Source organism: Mycobacterium sp. GA-1285, assembly GCF_001499905.1.
Taxonomy (GTDB): Bacteria; Actinomycetota; Actinomycetes; order Mycobacteriales; family Mycobacteriaceae; genus Mycobacterium.
In genome coordinates, this window is record NZ_LQIS01000007.1 from 1 (window position 1) to 14,543 (window position 14,543).

Sequence of the window (14,543 nt, forward strand, 5' to 3'; positions counted from 1 at the left end):
AACCGAAACTCCGAACGGACTCGGCATAGCGCAACTCCAATCACAACAGATGTTGCACTGACCGTATGAATCTGCCGTCGGATTCCGTCGCTCGTTTCACAAACGGCGCACTGGGACTAGAGCACTTTCGCGGTCGGCATGAACACGACGGGCATCTTCTCCAGTCCCGACACGAAATTGGCGGGCCGCAACGGCAATTCGTCGTCGGAGGCCAGCCGCAGATCGGGCAACCGCTGCAGCAGTTTGGTCTGCATGATCGACAGCTCGAGCCGCGCGAGCTGGTTACCGAGGCAGAAGTGGGTGCCGAACCCGAAGGCGAGATGGTTGTTCGGATAGCGCTCGATGTCGAAAGACTCCGGATCGTCGAACACCTTCTCGTCGAAGTTCGCCGACTCGAACAGCAGGATCATCTTCTCGCCCTCTTTGAGGGCCGTCCCGTGGAACTCGGTGTCGGCGGTGACCGTTCGGGCCATGTTCTTCACCGGCGCCGTCCAGCGCAGCATCTCCTCGATCGCGTTGGGCAGCAACGACAGATCGCTCGCCAGCCGCCGATGCTGGTCGGGGTGCAACAGCAACTGCCGGGTGCCGCCGGACAGCGTATGCCGAGTGGTCTCGTCGCCGCCGATCAACAGCAGCAGCACCTCGGTGACGATCTGATGGTCTTCGAGCTTGCTGCCCTCGACCTCGGCGTGCACCAGCACACTGACCAGGTCGTCGGTCGGCTCGTCCTTACGGGCCGCGATCATGCCCATCATGTATTCGCTGTAGGCCGCGAAGGCGTCCATCGTGAGCTGGAACTGCTCCGGGTCCGCGGTGCTGCTCAGGAAGCTGACGAGGTCGTCGGACCACTTGAGGAACATCTCGCGTTCTGCAGGACGGACCCCGAGCATGTCGCCGATGACGGCCATGGGCAGCGGCGCGGCGATGTCCCAGACGAAGTCACATTCACCACGCTCACACACATTGTCGATCAGGGTGTCGCACAACGTCGCGATCGAGCCTTCGAGGTCTTTGACCCGCTTTCGCGTGAAGCCTGAGTTGACCAGCTTGCGCCGCAGCAAGTGCTGCGGATCGTCCATCTCGATCATCATTTCGACGCCCGGTTGGTCGGGGCGAATACCGCCGGCGTTGGAGAAGAGTTCCGGGTTGCGCTCCGCCTCGATGACGGCGGCATACGTTGCGGCCGCGGCCAATCCGTTTCGGTCGCGGAAGACCGGTTCGTTCTCGCGCATCCACTTGTAGGCCGAGCGCGAGTCGCCGGCGTAGAACGCGCCGTCGGTGAGGTCGACATCGGGTTTCGTGAGCGTCATCGTCAAACCTCCCGGGCGTCGCCGAACGTCATCGCAATGTTCTCAGAAGAATTCGAAACCAGTGCCCGCTTCGGCAAGCCAAGCGTGGCAAGCTCTTTCGCGAGTGGGTGATCACCCAGCCAGACCCGCGCTCCACCCGGGCGAACGCGCGCACCGGTTGGCGCCATCTCGAACCGGCTCTCCCGGCGAACTCCGTCGAGACACGAGTACGACGACAACTCTTGCTGCCGCGACGCCGCCGCCGGAAGTCTCACACCGGGTGAGAATTCCATTCCGACCACCAGTCGACCGTCGATACGGGCATCGAAGCCGAAGTGCTTGCCATCGCGGATGTTGTAGTCGGCCATGACCTTCGGGAAGCCCCAGATCGTCCGGCCGGCCTCCAAGGTGAAGGACTGGTCGACGAACATGTGGTGGACGAACGCCGTTTGCAGAGACCGCAGACCGGGCTTCGAGCCCGGCGGATTCACGCTCACACAGGTGCTGTACTCGTGGTAAGCGCCGAGATCGCTGTCGATGAAATGGGTCATGATCAGCGTCACGATCGCACGGCCCGGCAGCGGACGGTAGACCTGCAGGCCGCTGTAGTCGATCATCCGCTGCGTGGCGTCGGCGTCGACGGCGAACATCGCAGTGTGTTGGGTGGCAGTGCGAACCCGTACCGGCATCGTGAGCACGGTCCCGGCGATCGTGTGTCGCGAGGTCATCGCGTCAATCTAGAACGCCGGGTAGACAACAAGCAAGAAGTGTCTACTCGGGCTCGATGGGCGGCTCGCCGCCGGAGCTACACCAGCGCGGCGAGATCCCGAATCTGCTCGGGCGAACGCGCGCCGACGACCATCATCGTCACGCCCGCGGCCTCCCAGGCCTTGATCTGCTCCTGCACGTACCCGAGGTCGCCGACGATCGCCGAGTCGTCGACCAACTCGTCGGGGATGATCTTGGCAGCTCGCTCTTTGCCGTCCTTGGTGCCAGAGCGGAACAGCCGCGTCACGTCGTCGACCACTTCCGCATAACCCATCCGGCGGTAGACGTCGGCGTGGAAGTTGGTGTCCTCGGCGCCCATCCCGCCGATGTAGAGGGCCAGATGCGGCTTCATCAGCTCCATCATCTCGGCGCGGTCGTCGGTGACGACCACCTGCGCCGTCGCGCAGATCTCGAAGTCCTCGCGGCTGCGGCGCGCGCCGGGCCGGGCGAAACCCTCGTCGAGCCACTCGTTGTACATGTCGGCGATGCGCGGCGAGTAGAAGATCGGCAACCAGCCGTCGCAGATCTCCGCGGCCAGCGCGACGTTCTTCGGCCCTTCGGCGCCCAGCATGACCGGGATGTCGGCGCGCAGCGGATGCGTGATCGGCTTGAGGTTCTTGCCCAGACCCGTCGTTCCCTCGCCGGTCAACGGCAGCGGATAGTGCGGACCGTCGCTGCGCACCGGCGCCTCGCGCGCCCACACCTGGCGCAGGATGTCGATGTACTCACGGGTGCGGGCCAGCGGCTTCGGGAACCGCTGGCCGTACCAACCCTCGACGACCTGCGGCCCGGACACCCCGAGCCCGAGAATGTGCCTGCCGCCGGAGAGGTGGTCGAGCGTCAGCGCCGCCATCGCGCACGCGGTCGGGGTGCGCGCCGACAGTTGGATCACCGATGTTCCCAACCGCATGCGTTTGGTCTCGCGGCCCCACCAGGCCAGCGGCGTGTAGGCATCCGAGCCCCAGGCTTCCGCGGTGAACACCGTGTCAAAGCCGACCTCCTCGGCGGCGGCGACCAGTTCGGCGTGATTCTCCGGCGGTTGCGCGCCCCAATACCCCAGTTGCAGTCCGAGCTTCATTCGCAGACCTCATAACGGTGTCTTGAAACCATTCTTAGAACCTGTTCTACTCGATGCCGTGACCACCAGCCACAGCAGCCCGGTGCAGATCGATCCCCATCAGCGGCCCCTTTCGGCGCCGCTGCGGCTCTCATTCGACTACACCCGTTCAGTCGGACCACTCCTCGGCCAATTCTTCACCGCCCTCCGCGAGCGACGCATCCTCGGAGTGCGCGGTTCGGACGGGCGCGTACTCGTGCCGCCCGCCGAGTTCGACCCGGTCACATACGAGCGATTGACCGAGATCGTACCGGTGTCCGGCGTCGGGACTGTGGTCTCGTGGACCTGGCAGCCGAGCCCGCTGGAGATGCAGCCCTTGGACCGCCCGTTCGCCTGGGCGCTGATCAAACTCGACGGCGCCGACACCCCGTTGCTCCACGCCGTCGATGCCGGATCGCCCGACGCGATCAGCACCGGAACGCGGGTGCACGCGCACTGGGTCGACGAGCCCGTCGGCGCAATCACCGACATCGCTTACTTCGCGCTCGGTGAGGACGCCGAACCCGAGGGCGAGACGGACGACCGTGACCCGATCGCGGTTCAGCTGACCCCGTCAGCGATCGAGATCCAGCACACCGCGTCGTTCCCCGAGACGGTGTTCCTCAAGGCGCTCGAGGACGGCAAACTGCTTGGGGCGCGGACAAAGCGCGGCCGCGACGGCAAGCCCGGCAAGGTGTACTTCCCGCCGAAGGAGGCCGACCCCGCAACCGGTCTGGAGCTCGACGAGTTCATCGAGCTGCCGGACAAGGGCACGGTTACGACGTTCGCCGTCATCAACATCCCGTTCGCCGGGCAGCGCATCAAACCGCCCTACGTCGCCGCCTACGTTCTGCTCGACGGCGCCGACATCCCGTTTCTGCATCTGGTGACCGAGATCGACGTCTCCGAGGTACGGATGGGCTTGCGCGTCGAGGCGGTGTGGAAGCCTCGCGAGCAATGGGGCCTGGGCATCGACAACATCGACCACTTCCGGCCGACGGGTGAGCCCGACGCCGAGTACGACACCTACAAGCACCACCTGTAAAGGGCTGGACGTGACCGATTCAAGAGATGTAGCAGTCGTCGGCTTCGCGCACGCACCACATGTGCGCCGCACCGACGGAACCACCAACGGCGTCGAGATGCTGATGCCCTGCTTTCACCGGCTCTACGACGAGCTCGGGCTGCAGCAGACCGATATCGGGTTCTGGTGCTCCGGATCGTCGGATTACCTTGCGGGCCGGGCGTTCTCGTTCATATCTGCGATCGACTCGATCGGTGCGGTGCCGCCCATCAACGAGTCGCACGTCGAAATGGACGCGGCCTGGGCCCTCTACGAGGCCTACATCAAGTTGCTGACCGGCGAGGTCGACACCGCGCTGGTATACGGCTTCGGCAAGTCCAGCGCCGGCATCCTGCGCCGCGTGCTGGCGCTGCAGACCGACCCCTACACCGTCGCCCCGCTGTGGCCGGACGCCGTGTCGATGGCGGGTCTGCAGGCCCGTTTCGGACTCGACGCCGGCAAGTGGACCGCCGAGGACATGGCTCAGGTCGCGCTGGACTCGATGGCAGTTGCGCAGCGCACCGACAGCGAGAAAGCTCCTACTGCCTCAGACGAGGCGAAGGCGATCTCCGAGCTGCTGTCGCGTCCCTACTTCGCGGATCCCCTGCGGCGCCACGACATCGCGCCCATCACCGACGGCGCGTCGGCGATCGTGCTGGCGGCGGGCGAGCGGGCGCGCGAATTGCGCGAGAACCCGGCGTGGATCACCGGTATCGAGCACCGGGTCGAGACACCGGTGCTCGGCGCACGCGATCTGACCACCTCGCCGTCGACGTCCGCCTCCGCGCAGGCGGCGACGGGGGGTGACGCGGGTTCCATCGATGTCGCCGAGATCTATGCGCCGTTCACCCACCAGCACCTGATCCTCAAGGAGGCCATCGGGCTTGGTGACGCGACGAAGATCAACCCGTCGGGCGGCACGCTGGCGGCCAACCCGATGTTCTCCGCCGGCCTGGAGCGGATCGGTTTCGCCGCCCAGCACATCTTCGAGGGCAACGCGCAGCGAGTGCTTGCCCACGCCACGAGTGGCCCTGCGCTGCAACAGAATCTGGTGGCCGTTCTGGAAGGACACGCCTGATGTCGAAGAATCTCGCTGCGGTGCTGGGCACCGGGCAGACGAAGTACGTCGCCAAGCGTCAGGACGTGTCGATGAACGGCCTGGTGCGAGAGGCCATCGACAGGGCCCTGGCCGATTCGGGTTCGACGATGGACGACATCGACGCCGTGGTGGTCGGCAAGGCACCGGACTTCTTCGAGGGCGTGATGATGCCTGAGTTGTTCATGGCCGATGCCGTCGGTGCCACCAACAAGCCGCTGATCCGGGTGCACACCGCGGGCTCGGTCGGTGGGTCCACCGGTGTGGTGGCCGCGTCGCTGGTGCAGTCGGGCAAGTACCGTCGCGTGCTGGCGATGGCCTGGGAGAAACAGTCGGAGTCGAACGCCATGTGGGCGTTGAGCATTCCGGTACCGTTTACCAAGCCGGTCGGCGCCGGGGCGGGCGGCTACTTCGCCCCGCACGTGCGCGCCTACATCCGTCGTTCCGGGGCGCCGAACCACATCGGCGCGATGGTGGCGGTCAAAGACCGGCTCAACGGCGCGAAGAACCCGTTGGCACACTTGCACCAGCCCGACATCACTCTGGAGAAGGTGATGTCTTCCCAGATGCTGTGGGATCCCATTCGGTTCGACGAGACCTGCCCGTCGTCCGACGGCGCCTGCGCGCTGGTGATCGGAAACGAGGAGATCGCCGATCGCCATGTCCAGGAAGGCAATCCGGTCGCCTGGATCCACGCCACCGCGTTGCGCACCGAACCGTTGGCGTACGCAGGCCGCGACCAGGTCAACCCACAGGCGGGCCGCGACGCCGCCGCGGCGTTGTGGAAGGCGGCCGGCATCAAGAGCCCGATCGACGAGATCGACGCCGCCGAGATCTACGTGCCCTTCTCATGGTTCGAGCCGATGTGGTTGGAGAACCTCGGGTTCGCGCCCGAGGGCGAGGGCTGGAAGCTGACCGAGGCCGGTGAGACGGCGATCGGCGGGCGCATTCCGCTGAACCCGTCGGGTGGCGTGCTGTCGAGCAATCCCATCGGCGCGTCTGGCTTGATCCGCTTCGCCGAGGCCGCGATCCAGGTGATGGGCAAGGCCGGTGAGCACCAGGTGCCGAATGCCCGCAAGGCTTTGGGCCACGCGTATGGCGGTGGGTCGCAGTACTACTCGATGTGGGTGGTCGCGAGCGACAAGCCCGGCAAGCGGTGACCGTGATGAAATACACCTGCGCGGTGCCGATGTGTCAGATCGACCACCTGGTCGACATCGCCAGAACGGCCGAGGAAGTCGGCTTCACGTCGATCGCGTTGCCCGACTCCATCTTCTACATGGAGAAGCAGTCGGCGGACTACCCGTACACCCCGGACGGTTCCCGAATGTGGGACGAGAACACCCCCTGGGTGGACCCGCTGATCGCGGCCGCTGCGATGGGTGCGGTGACGTCGACGCTGCGCTTTTACACCAACGTGATGAAGTTGGGCTCGCGCAATCCGCTCCTGCTCGCGCGCCAGGTCGGGTCCGTGGCCAACCTGACCAACAACCGGTTCGGCTTCGGTGTCGGGATCGGCTGGGCGCCCGAGGAATTCGAGTGGTGCGGCCAGCCGTATGCCCGACGCGGCAAGCGGGTCGACGAGATGATCGAGGTGATCAGGCTCGTGCTGGCCGGCGGCATGGTCGAGTTCCACGGTGAGTTCTACGACTTCGACAGGCTGCAGATGAGCCCTGCGCCCACCGAACCGGTGCCGTTCTACGTCGGCGGCCACACCGACGTCGCACTCAAGCGTGCGGCGCGCGTCGGTGACGGGTGGACCAGCGCGATGATGACCGGTGAGCAGTTGGCCGAGACGATCGCCAAGCTGAAGTCACTCCTTGCCGAACACGACAGAGCCGACGACCCGTTCGAGTTCCAGGCCGTGTGCATCGACAAGTTCGGCGTCGACGGCCATCGCGAACTCGCCGAGTCCGGTGTCACCGACAACATCGTGATGCCATGGGTTTTCGAGGGGCTGGGCTTCGACGCACCGCTGCAGGCGAAGCTCGACTCGATGAAGCGCTTCGCCGACACCTACATCCATTCGGGCTGGCAGGACTGATTTCCGATGACCGTCACCAATCCCGACGCACTGGTTCATCTGGCGGGTAAGCGCTCCCGCGAGGCGGCGATCGCGCATGACAGGCAGGCGTGGCTGGACAACTTCGCTGACGACGCCATCGTCGAGGATCCGATCGGACCGTCGCACTTCGACCCTGAGGGCAAAGGCCACCGCGGCAAGGAAGCGATCGCGAAGTTCTACGACAAGGCGATCGCGCCCAGTGAGCTGCAGTTCAACTTCGAGAAGACGTATCAGTGCGGCAACGAGGAAGCCAATGTCGGGTCGATCGTGATCCGGTCCGCCGGCTACGAGGTGACGGCCGAGGGTGTGTTCACCTACCGCGTCGACGACAACGGCAAGCTGGTGGCGTTGCGCGCATATTGGGAACTGGACCGCGCTACCGCCAGCGCCCGCAAGATTTAGCGGCCGAACCGATCCGCGGCTGACGCGGCCAGACTCAAGGTGAGTCGTTTCGCACGCCTGGCCGCGTCGGTGAGGACGCGTTTGGGGGTTCCCGGCGCGCGAAGGTCGACCGCGTCGCCTACGCGCACGGCGCCCGCGGCGTCCACCCAGCAGTAGCTGCCCAGGCACCGCTGCGCTCGCCCGGCGACGGCTTTGGTGATGCGGCGGTCGACCTCGAGGCCCGGTTGCGCGCGACTCGGGACGACGCAGCGGATCGTTGGCATCGTCACCTCGAGCACCGCGCCGCCGACGGTGAGGTGCCCGCCGGTCCACTGCCGTTCGGGCAGCCCGTCGAACGAGTCCTCAAGCGCGACAAGCACATTCGGCCGGAATCGGCGTACGTCCAGCGGGTCACCGTCGACCTCGGCACCGATTGTCGAAAGACTCGTCGTGCTCAGCACATGGACCGGCGCCAGGTCGACGAACATGCCCGGCGGCGTCGAGTAACGGGCGAAGGTCGCGAGGTCGGCGATCCGGAACATCGAGACATCGGGCAACCTCTCACCCTGATCGATTCCGAAATCGGCGCGCAGCGATGCGATCGATGCGTTGTCGCGTTCGTGCTTGCTCAACCGGTGAAGGCTGGTGTCTTCGACTGGCGGCAGTGCGGTCAGGTGCATTTCACGCCCGGCCAACTCCGACAGCTTCGCGTTCACCGCTTCGTCGCTGCTGGAGAACTCACTTCCCTCCGGGAAGGTGATGACGACCTCAGGCACATTGCCCGGACCCGCATCCGGCGGCAGCGGTCCCGCATAACGGGCCGTAGCGGTCAGCAGCGCGGGGATGCGGCGCGCCGAGGCGGTCACGTCGCGTTCCAGGTCTCGAACGGCCCAGAGCCGGTCGCCGAACACTCCGCGCGGTCCGACGCCGACGTGTTCGACGCGTTCGCCGCCCAGCGACTTCACCGGGTAGCGCCAGAGTTCGGCAACCTCGCCGATCACCATGGCCGTCAGGCTACCCCCATCTGGCGGGCCGCAGACCTGCGGCCAGCGAATACGCCGGGATCAGTACGTTGTGTTGGGACCAGCGAAGCCACCGACACGAAGTCAGATGCAATTGTTTGAAATCCGCCGATTCACCGGTTCGATATCGACCGCCGCAGTGGCGGTGATGGTCGTTGCGGCCGCGGTCGGGTGTGAACCGTCCGGCACCAGCCCGAACGCCGCCCTAAGCAGCCAATCTGCGTCACCGACAAGCTCGTCAGCGCAGGCCGCTCCCACGACCAGCCGGCCCGGGGACGCCGAAGCGACGCAGGATTACGCTCGCCTACTGCTCGAGGCATCCGACCTCAGCGACGACGAGGACACCTTCACCGTCCAGTCGACGAACCCGGCTCCCGGAGGTCTGCCCGGGGCCAGCGCCCTGTTCGTCAACCGGGACGACACCCGTGCGATCTCCAACACGATCGTCGTCTACCCGGACGCCGAAACCGCGACCAGAACACTGCGCGAGGCCATCCCCCGGCTCGACCAGGTGGTCACCGACGCGACACCGCGACCGGTTCCGGTCGGCACCGACGGCACCATCGCCGTCGGCCAGTCGGTCGACGGCAGCAAGGCCGTCACGCTGCTGCTGTTCACGCATGGGCCGGCGCTGGTGCGGCTGGAGTTCCAAAGCGCGCTCGGCGACGCCACCACCGACGAATTCGTGATCAAAGTCGGCAAGATGCAGGACATCGCCCTTCGCACCGGACTTCCGGACCCGCAGTGAGCCCGCGACCTCATTCCTCCACGCGCCGCAAACCCGTCGAGTAGCGGCGGGCCAGATCCTGGTACGCGCCGGGGTTGGTGTTCACCCACATCTCCGCGCCGGTGCCCGCGATCGGACCGCGCACCTTCGCGGGCGCGCCGGTCACCAGCACCTCGTCGGGGATCTTCGTGCCACCGATGACAAGCGAGTGCGCCGCGATCAGGGAGCGCGCTCCAATGACCGCGCCGTCGAGGACGGTGCAGTGGTTGGCAAGGACCGCCTCCGCCCCGATGTGGGCGCCGTGCACGACGCACGCGTGGGCGACCGTGGCACCGGGCCCGACGTCCACCGGGATGCCGGGCGGGGCGTGCAGGACGCAACAATCCTGTACGTTGGCGCCCTCGCGGACCACGATCGGCGCGAAGTCGGCCCGCAGCACCGCGTTGAACCACACCGACGCACCCGCCTCGACGTGCACGTCACCCACCACAGTGGCAGTCGGCGCGATGAACGCGCCCCGATCGATCGTCGGTTCGCGCCCCTCGAAGGAGTACAACGGCATCGTTTGGTTATACCCCTAGTTGGCGCGCAATGAGCGCTTCACGGGAGGCGGATTACCTGCATAGATTGCGTGTGGAGCGGGAAAAACTGTAACGTGTTCTAGTTAGAGACACAGAACCGGGAGGCCCACCGTGACTACCCACAGCGCGGGAATTCGTGAGATCGACACCGGCGCCCTGCCCGACCGGTACGCCCGGGGCTGGCATTGCCTCGGACCGGTGAAGAACTACCTGGACGGTAAGCCGCACGGCATCGAGATCTTCGGCACCATGCTGGTCGTCTTCGCGGATTCGGAAGGTGCGCTCAAAGTTCTTGATGGCTACTGCCGCCACATGGGCGGCAACCTCGCCCAGGGCACGATCAAGGGCGACGAGGTGGCATGCCCGTTCCACGACTGGCGTTGGGGTGGTGACGGCAAGTGCAAGCTGGTGCCCTACGCCAAGCGCACACCGAGGTTGGCGCGCACCCGCGCCTGGGAGACCGACGTTCGCGGCGGGCTGCTGTTCGTGTGGCACGACCACGAGGGCAATCCGCCGCAGCCCGAGGTCCGGATCCCCGACATTCCGGAGTTCGAGAGCGACGAGTGGACCGACTGGAAGTGGAACTCGATCCTGATCGAGAACGCCAACTGCCGGGAGATCATCGACAACGTCACCGACATGGCGCACTTCTTCTACATCCACTACGGCCTGCCGACGTACTTCAAGAACGTCTTCGAAGGCCACATCGCGTCGCAGTATCTGCACAACGTGGGTCGGCCCGATATCAACGACATGGGCACCACCTACGGTGAGGCGCACCTGGATTCGGAGGCATCGTATTTCGGCCCGTCGTTCATGATCAACTGGCTGCACAACAACTACGGCGGTTACAAGGCCGAGTCGATCCTGATCAACTGCCACTACCCGGTCACGCAGAACTCGTTCATGCTGCAGTGGGGTGTCATCGTCGAGAAGCCGAAGGGCCTGGACGAGAAGATGACCGAGAAGCTGGCCAACACGTTCACCGAGGGTGTCAGCAAGGGCTTCCTTCAGGACGTGGAGATCTGGAAACACAAGACCCGCATCGACAATCCGCTACTCGTCGAGGAGGACGGTGCGGTGTACCAGATGCGGCGGTGGTACCAGCAGTTCTACGTCGACGTCGCCGACGTCACCCCGGACATGACCGACCGCTTCGAGATCGAGGTGGACACCACGGCCGCCAACGAGAAGTGGCATGTGGAGGTCGAGGAGAACCTCAGGCGTCAGGCAGAAGAGAAGGACCAGAAGGAAAGAGCCGAGCAGCACTCGTCATGAGCCCGCGCGAGGAAGCCCCCGACTCCGGCCAGATTGTCGGCCCCGCCGACTCCGGCCAAATTGTCGGCCCCGCCGACTCCGGCCAAATTGTCGGCCCCGCCGACTCCGGCCAAATTGTCGACCGGTTGGCCCGGGCGATGTTGCTGCTGCACGGCGCGCATGACGACGACCACCATGACCATGGGCACAGCCACGGCTCCGTTCCGGTCACCTCGAAGGCACCCTCTTTCGGTGGCGAACGCGCGGCGGCGCTGCGGGAGGCCACTCAGCGGGATCGTGAACGGTATCTGAGGTCGGGCCTGGTGTCCGTCGACTGCCGCTTCTGCCACGTCTCGGTCGACGTCAAGAAGCTGGGGCCTGCGCACACATCGGTGCAGTGGAACACCGAGGCAACGAAACGCTGTGCGTACTTCACCGAGATCCGGCAGTCCGGCGGCGACCCTGCCCGCGAAAAGTCCTGTCCCCGCCTGGCCGACAGCATCAAGCACGCCGTGGCCGAAGGATGCCTGGAAGAGGTCTCGCCGGTTCCGTCCCCGGGCGACGGCTAGAGCCTTCACGGCTCGCCGTTGGGTGGCGAGAAGTCGTAAAGTCGGCTGAATGCGGCGTTTTCGGGTGCTTATCTGTCTGTTCGCACTGAGTGCTGCATCCTGCACGCGGGTGATTGACAACCCGCAGCCGACGGCCGAACCGCCGGTCGCCCCGATCCCCGCCGGACAGATCGGCGACCTGCTGAGCCCCGACGTCACGAAGGGCGACGGCAACCTGTTCGTGACCGTCGACCCCGACGACTGCGCGGGAGTGGCGCGGGAGGTGGACCCGCCGTTCATCGTCGACCACGATCCCGCGGCATACGACGGCGGGCACTGGACGACGCTCCATGGCGGCCTCGACGTGTACGTCGAGGAGATGGTCGGTGTGTACCGCTCAGATTTCGACGCGAAAGATGCACTGGCACAGGCCGAGCACACGATCGACTCCTGTCGCGGGACACCGTTTCGGGTTACCAGCATGGCCGAACGCGAGTATGGCTTCGAGCTCCTGCCGGCGGTCGATTCCGGTTCACGCGAGATCCTGCTGTGGTCGTTCAAGGGTGAGGACTGGGCATGCGACAGCGCGCTGGTCGCCGCGTACAACGCCGCCATCGAGATCTCGACATGCGGACCCGCCAACGGCTACGACGTGCGTTCACTGGCCGAGGACGCGCTCGGACGAATCCAAGCGCTGGCGAACACGACCGCCTGAGCCGGATACCAACTCAGAGCCCCTCGAAGCGCTCCTTGACCTCGTCGGGGGTCAGGCCGTAATCGGCCAGCGAGTAGGTGTGTTTGGGCGCCCGCGGGCCCTTCTTGCTCTCCTCGTGTGTCGCGGTCATCGCCTCACGCGCGGGATCGGTGAACTCGATCCCGAACGCACGGTAGATGTCGGCAACGGCGCCGATGGGATCCTTGATCAGCTTGAAGTAGTCGAGATCGTAGAACTGGGCCGAGTCATGTTGGGCCCGTTCGGCATTGAACAGTTCAAGTCCGCGTGACCAGGTCTCCAACGAGTCGCGCCCGATCGTCTCCCCGACGAAGGTGTTCGACCAGCCCTCGGTGGTGTGCTGGGCCAGCGAGCACATCGACGCCATGATCGTCTCCGGCGGCCGGTGACACTGGATGACCAACGCGTCCGGATACGTCTTGAACAGCGCGCCGAGCGCGAACAGGTGGCTCGGGTTCTTCAGCACCCACCGCTTCTCGGGTTCGTTGAGCCCGATCAACTGGAGGTTCCTGCGGTGCCGCTGATAGGGCTTCGTCCAGTCCTGTCGGGCCAGCCACTGGGAATACGTCGGGATGTGGGCCAGCGTCTCGTAGGAGACCGAATGCAGCGACTGCCGGAGCAGCTGCCAGCATTCCTCGACCTCGTCGGCCGTCATGTAGTGCAGCCCGGTGTAATCCGGGTTCTCCGCGTGCGCCTTGCGGAACTGGGCGTCGAGTTGGGCGAAAACGGGGTTCTCAGACCAGGTTTCGCGCGGTGGTCGGGGCTGGGGGAATTCGGCGAGCCACAGCTCCAGGCCCTGGTGGCGTGGGTCGGCGGCCAGGAGCCGATGGACGGCGGTGGTGCCGGTGCGGGGCAGACCCGTGACGAAGATCGGCTTCTCGATCGCGACGTCGGCGTGTTGCGGGTGCTGCTTCCACGCCGCTTCGGACACCAGTCGGGCGACCAGCGCGTTGCGCACGAAGAACCGTTGCATCTTGCTGCCGAACTCGGTGAGATCCGCGTCGCGGCGGTAGGACTCGAGCAGCACCCCCAGGGCTTCGAGGTAGTTGTCGTCGTCGCTTCCGAAGTCGTCGAGTCCACAGGCCTTGGTGGCCGAGGCGTGCAGATCCTCGACCGTACCGACGTCGGTGCGCGTCACGCCTTGTACTCCCCACAGTTGACATCCAGTGCCTGGCCGGTGATTCCGCTCGACAGGTCGCTGGCCATGAACAGGATCGCCGAGGCCACCTCGTCCTCGGTGGGAAGTCGTTTGAGATCGGATGCGGCGGCGGTCGCCTCGTAGATCTCGTCGACGGTGGTGCCGTACTTACCGGCCTGGTGGTTGAAGTAGCTTTCCAGCGTGCCGCCCCAGATGTAGCCGGGCAGTACCGAATTCACGCGGATGCCCTGTTCACCGAGTTCGGTCGCCAACGACTGTGACATCGCCAGCAGCGCCGACTTCGCCATCTTGTAGGCGCCGTACTTTGCCTGCGAGTGACGCACCACCATGGAGTTCACGTTGACGACCGATCCATTGGCCTCCGCCAGCGCCGGCGAGAACCCCTGAATCAGTCGCAGAGCGCCAAAGACGGTCAACTCGATCGCATCGCGCATGTGCTCAAAAGTGGTGTTGGCCAACGGTTTCATCGACGGCACCCGAAACGCGTTGTTGATGAGCACGTCGACCTTGCCGAACGCCGTCATCGTCTCGTCGACCAGGTTGTTCACCTGGGCCTCGTCGGTGATGTCCGTGCCCACCGACAGCGCGCGCCTGCCCAGATCGGTGACCTGCTTGGCGACATCCTCCAGACGTTCCACGGTGCGGGCCGCCAGCACCAGGTCGGCACCCTCCTGGGCGCACCGGCGCGCAAGCGTGGTGCCCAGCCCGGGGCCCACGCCGCTGATGACGACGACCTTCCCATCGAGCATCCCGGCCAT

At 65.5% G+C, this 14,543-nt stretch carries 16 protein-coding genes; 9 read left to right on the top strand and 7 right to left on the bottom strand.

Annotated elements, in window-relative coordinates; translation table 11 throughout:
- Window positions 1-116 precede the first annotated feature (116 nt).
- From AU193_RS05570 to AU193_RS05580, 3 genes are all read right to left on the bottom strand, one after another.
- A complete protein-coding gene (locus tag AU193_RS05570; RefSeq protein WP_064421370.1) occupies window positions 117-1,310 on the bottom strand; it encodes a cytochrome P450 in 1,194 nt (397 codons plus the stop codon).
- A 2-nt stretch (window positions 1,311-1,312) separates the two neighbouring features.
- The gene (locus AU193_RS05575; protein WP_064421371.1) at window positions 1,313-2,017 is read right to left on the bottom strand and encodes an acetoacetate decarboxylase family protein; all 705 of its coding nucleotides are present in this window, start codon (window positions 2,015-2,017) and stop codon (window positions 1,313-1,315) included.
- A gap of 77 nt (window positions 2,018-2,094) precedes the next feature.
- Window positions 2,095-3,135, bottom strand: a complete 1,041-nt coding sequence (locus tag AU193_RS05580) for an LLM class F420-dependent oxidoreductase (RefSeq protein ID WP_064421372.1) — start codon at window positions 3,133-3,135, stop codon at window positions 2,095-2,097.
- A 58-nt stretch (window positions 3,136-3,193) separates the two neighbouring features.
- Between AU193_RS05580 and AU193_RS05585 the strand changes: the two genes are divergently transcribed.
- The 5 genes from AU193_RS05585 to AU193_RS05605 are packed head-to-tail and all read left to right on the top strand — an operon-like array spanning window position 3,194 to window position 7,779.
- On the top strand, window positions 3,194-4,198 hold the full coding sequence (locus AU193_RS05585; RefSeq protein ID WP_064421373.1) for a Zn-ribbon domain-containing OB-fold protein: 1,005 nt from the start codon (window positions 3,194-3,196) through the stop codon (window positions 4,196-4,198).
- Between the two features lie 10 nt (window positions 4,199-4,208).
- Window positions 4,209-5,294: a thiolase domain-containing protein gene (locus tag AU193_RS05590; RefSeq protein WP_064421374.1), complete on the top strand. Its 1,086-nt coding sequence runs from the start codon at window positions 4,209-4,211 to the stop codon at window positions 5,292-5,294.
- Window positions 5,294-6,472: a thiolase domain-containing protein gene (locus AU193_RS05595; RefSeq protein WP_064421375.1), complete on the top strand. Its 1,179-nt coding sequence runs from the start codon at window positions 5,294-5,296 to the stop codon at window positions 6,470-6,472. The genes AU193_RS05590 and AU193_RS05595 overlap by 1 nt, the downstream gene beginning before the upstream one ends.
- Before the next feature lie 5 nt (window positions 6,473-6,477).
- The gene (locus AU193_RS05600) at window positions 6,478-7,356 is read left to right on the top strand and encodes a TIGR03619 family F420-dependent LLM class oxidoreductase (protein ID WP_064421477.1); all 879 of its coding nucleotides are present in this window, start codon (window positions 6,478-6,480) and stop codon (window positions 7,354-7,356) included.
- Window positions 7,357-7,362: 6 nt separating this feature from the next.
- Window positions 7,363-7,779, top strand: coding sequence for a nuclear transport factor 2 family protein (locus AU193_RS05605; RefSeq protein ID WP_064421376.1), 417 nt, complete (start codon window positions 7,363-7,365; stop codon window positions 7,777-7,779).
- On the opposite strand, the gene AU193_RS05610 is transcribed toward AU193_RS05605, so the two are convergent.
- Window positions 7,776-8,762 (bottom strand): MOSC domain-containing protein, encoded by a 987-nt coding sequence (locus AU193_RS05610; protein WP_064421377.1) that lies wholly within the window; start codon window positions 8,760-8,762, stop codon window positions 7,776-7,778. The two genes, AU193_RS05605 and AU193_RS05610, sit on opposite strands and share 4 nt — an antisense overlap.
- 106 nt (window positions 8,763-8,868) lie before the next feature.
- Between AU193_RS05610 and AU193_RS05615 the strand changes: the two genes are divergently transcribed.
- Window positions 8,869-9,528: a hypothetical protein gene (locus AU193_RS05615; protein WP_156425135.1), complete on the top strand. Its 660-nt coding sequence runs from the start codon at window positions 8,869-8,871 to the stop codon at window positions 9,526-9,528.
- A gap of 10 nt (window positions 9,529-9,538) precedes the next feature.
- Here the strand turns inward: AU193_RS05615 and AU193_RS05620 are convergent, their stop codons facing one another.
- Window positions 9,539-10,069 (bottom strand): gamma carbonic anhydrase family protein, encoded by a 531-nt coding sequence (locus AU193_RS05620; RefSeq protein WP_064421378.1) that lies wholly within the window; start codon window positions 10,067-10,069, stop codon window positions 9,539-9,541.
- 130 nt (window positions 10,070-10,199) lie between these two features.
- Here AU193_RS05620 and AU193_RS05625 point away from each other — a divergent pair, with 130 nt between their 5' ends.
- The 3 genes from AU193_RS05625 to AU193_RS05635 all read left to right on the top strand — a co-directional run bounded on the left by AU193_RS05625 (window position 10,200) and on the right by AU193_RS05635 (window position 12,608).
- The gene (locus AU193_RS05625) at window positions 10,200-11,366 is read left to right on the top strand and encodes a Rieske 2Fe-2S domain-containing protein (RefSeq protein WP_064421379.1); all 1,167 of its coding nucleotides are present in this window, start codon (window positions 10,200-10,202) and stop codon (window positions 11,364-11,366) included.
- Window positions 11,367-11,503: 137 nt separating this feature from the next.
- Window positions 11,504-11,914 carry a hypothetical protein gene (locus AU193_RS05630; RefSeq protein WP_064421479.1) on the top strand — a complete coding sequence of 137 codons (411 nt, stop codon included), beginning with the start codon at window positions 11,504-11,506 and terminating at the stop codon, window positions 11,912-11,914.
- Window positions 11,915-12,023: 109 nt separating this feature from the next.
- Window positions 12,024-12,608, top strand: coding sequence for a sensor domain-containing protein (locus AU193_RS05635; protein WP_371259146.1), 585 nt, complete (start codon window positions 12,024-12,026; stop codon window positions 12,606-12,608).
- A 13-nt stretch (window positions 12,609-12,621) separates the two neighbouring features.
- On the opposite strand, the gene AU193_RS05640 is transcribed toward AU193_RS05635, so the two are convergent.
- Entirely contained in the window at window positions 12,622-13,764 is a 1,143-nt protein-coding gene (locus AU193_RS05640) for a sulfotransferase (RefSeq protein WP_064421381.1), read from the bottom strand.
- Entirely contained in the window at window positions 13,761-14,543 is a 783-nt protein-coding gene (locus AU193_RS05645) for an SDR family oxidoreductase (RefSeq protein WP_064421382.1), read from the bottom strand. The genes AU193_RS05640 and AU193_RS05645 overlap by 4 nt, the downstream gene beginning before the upstream one ends.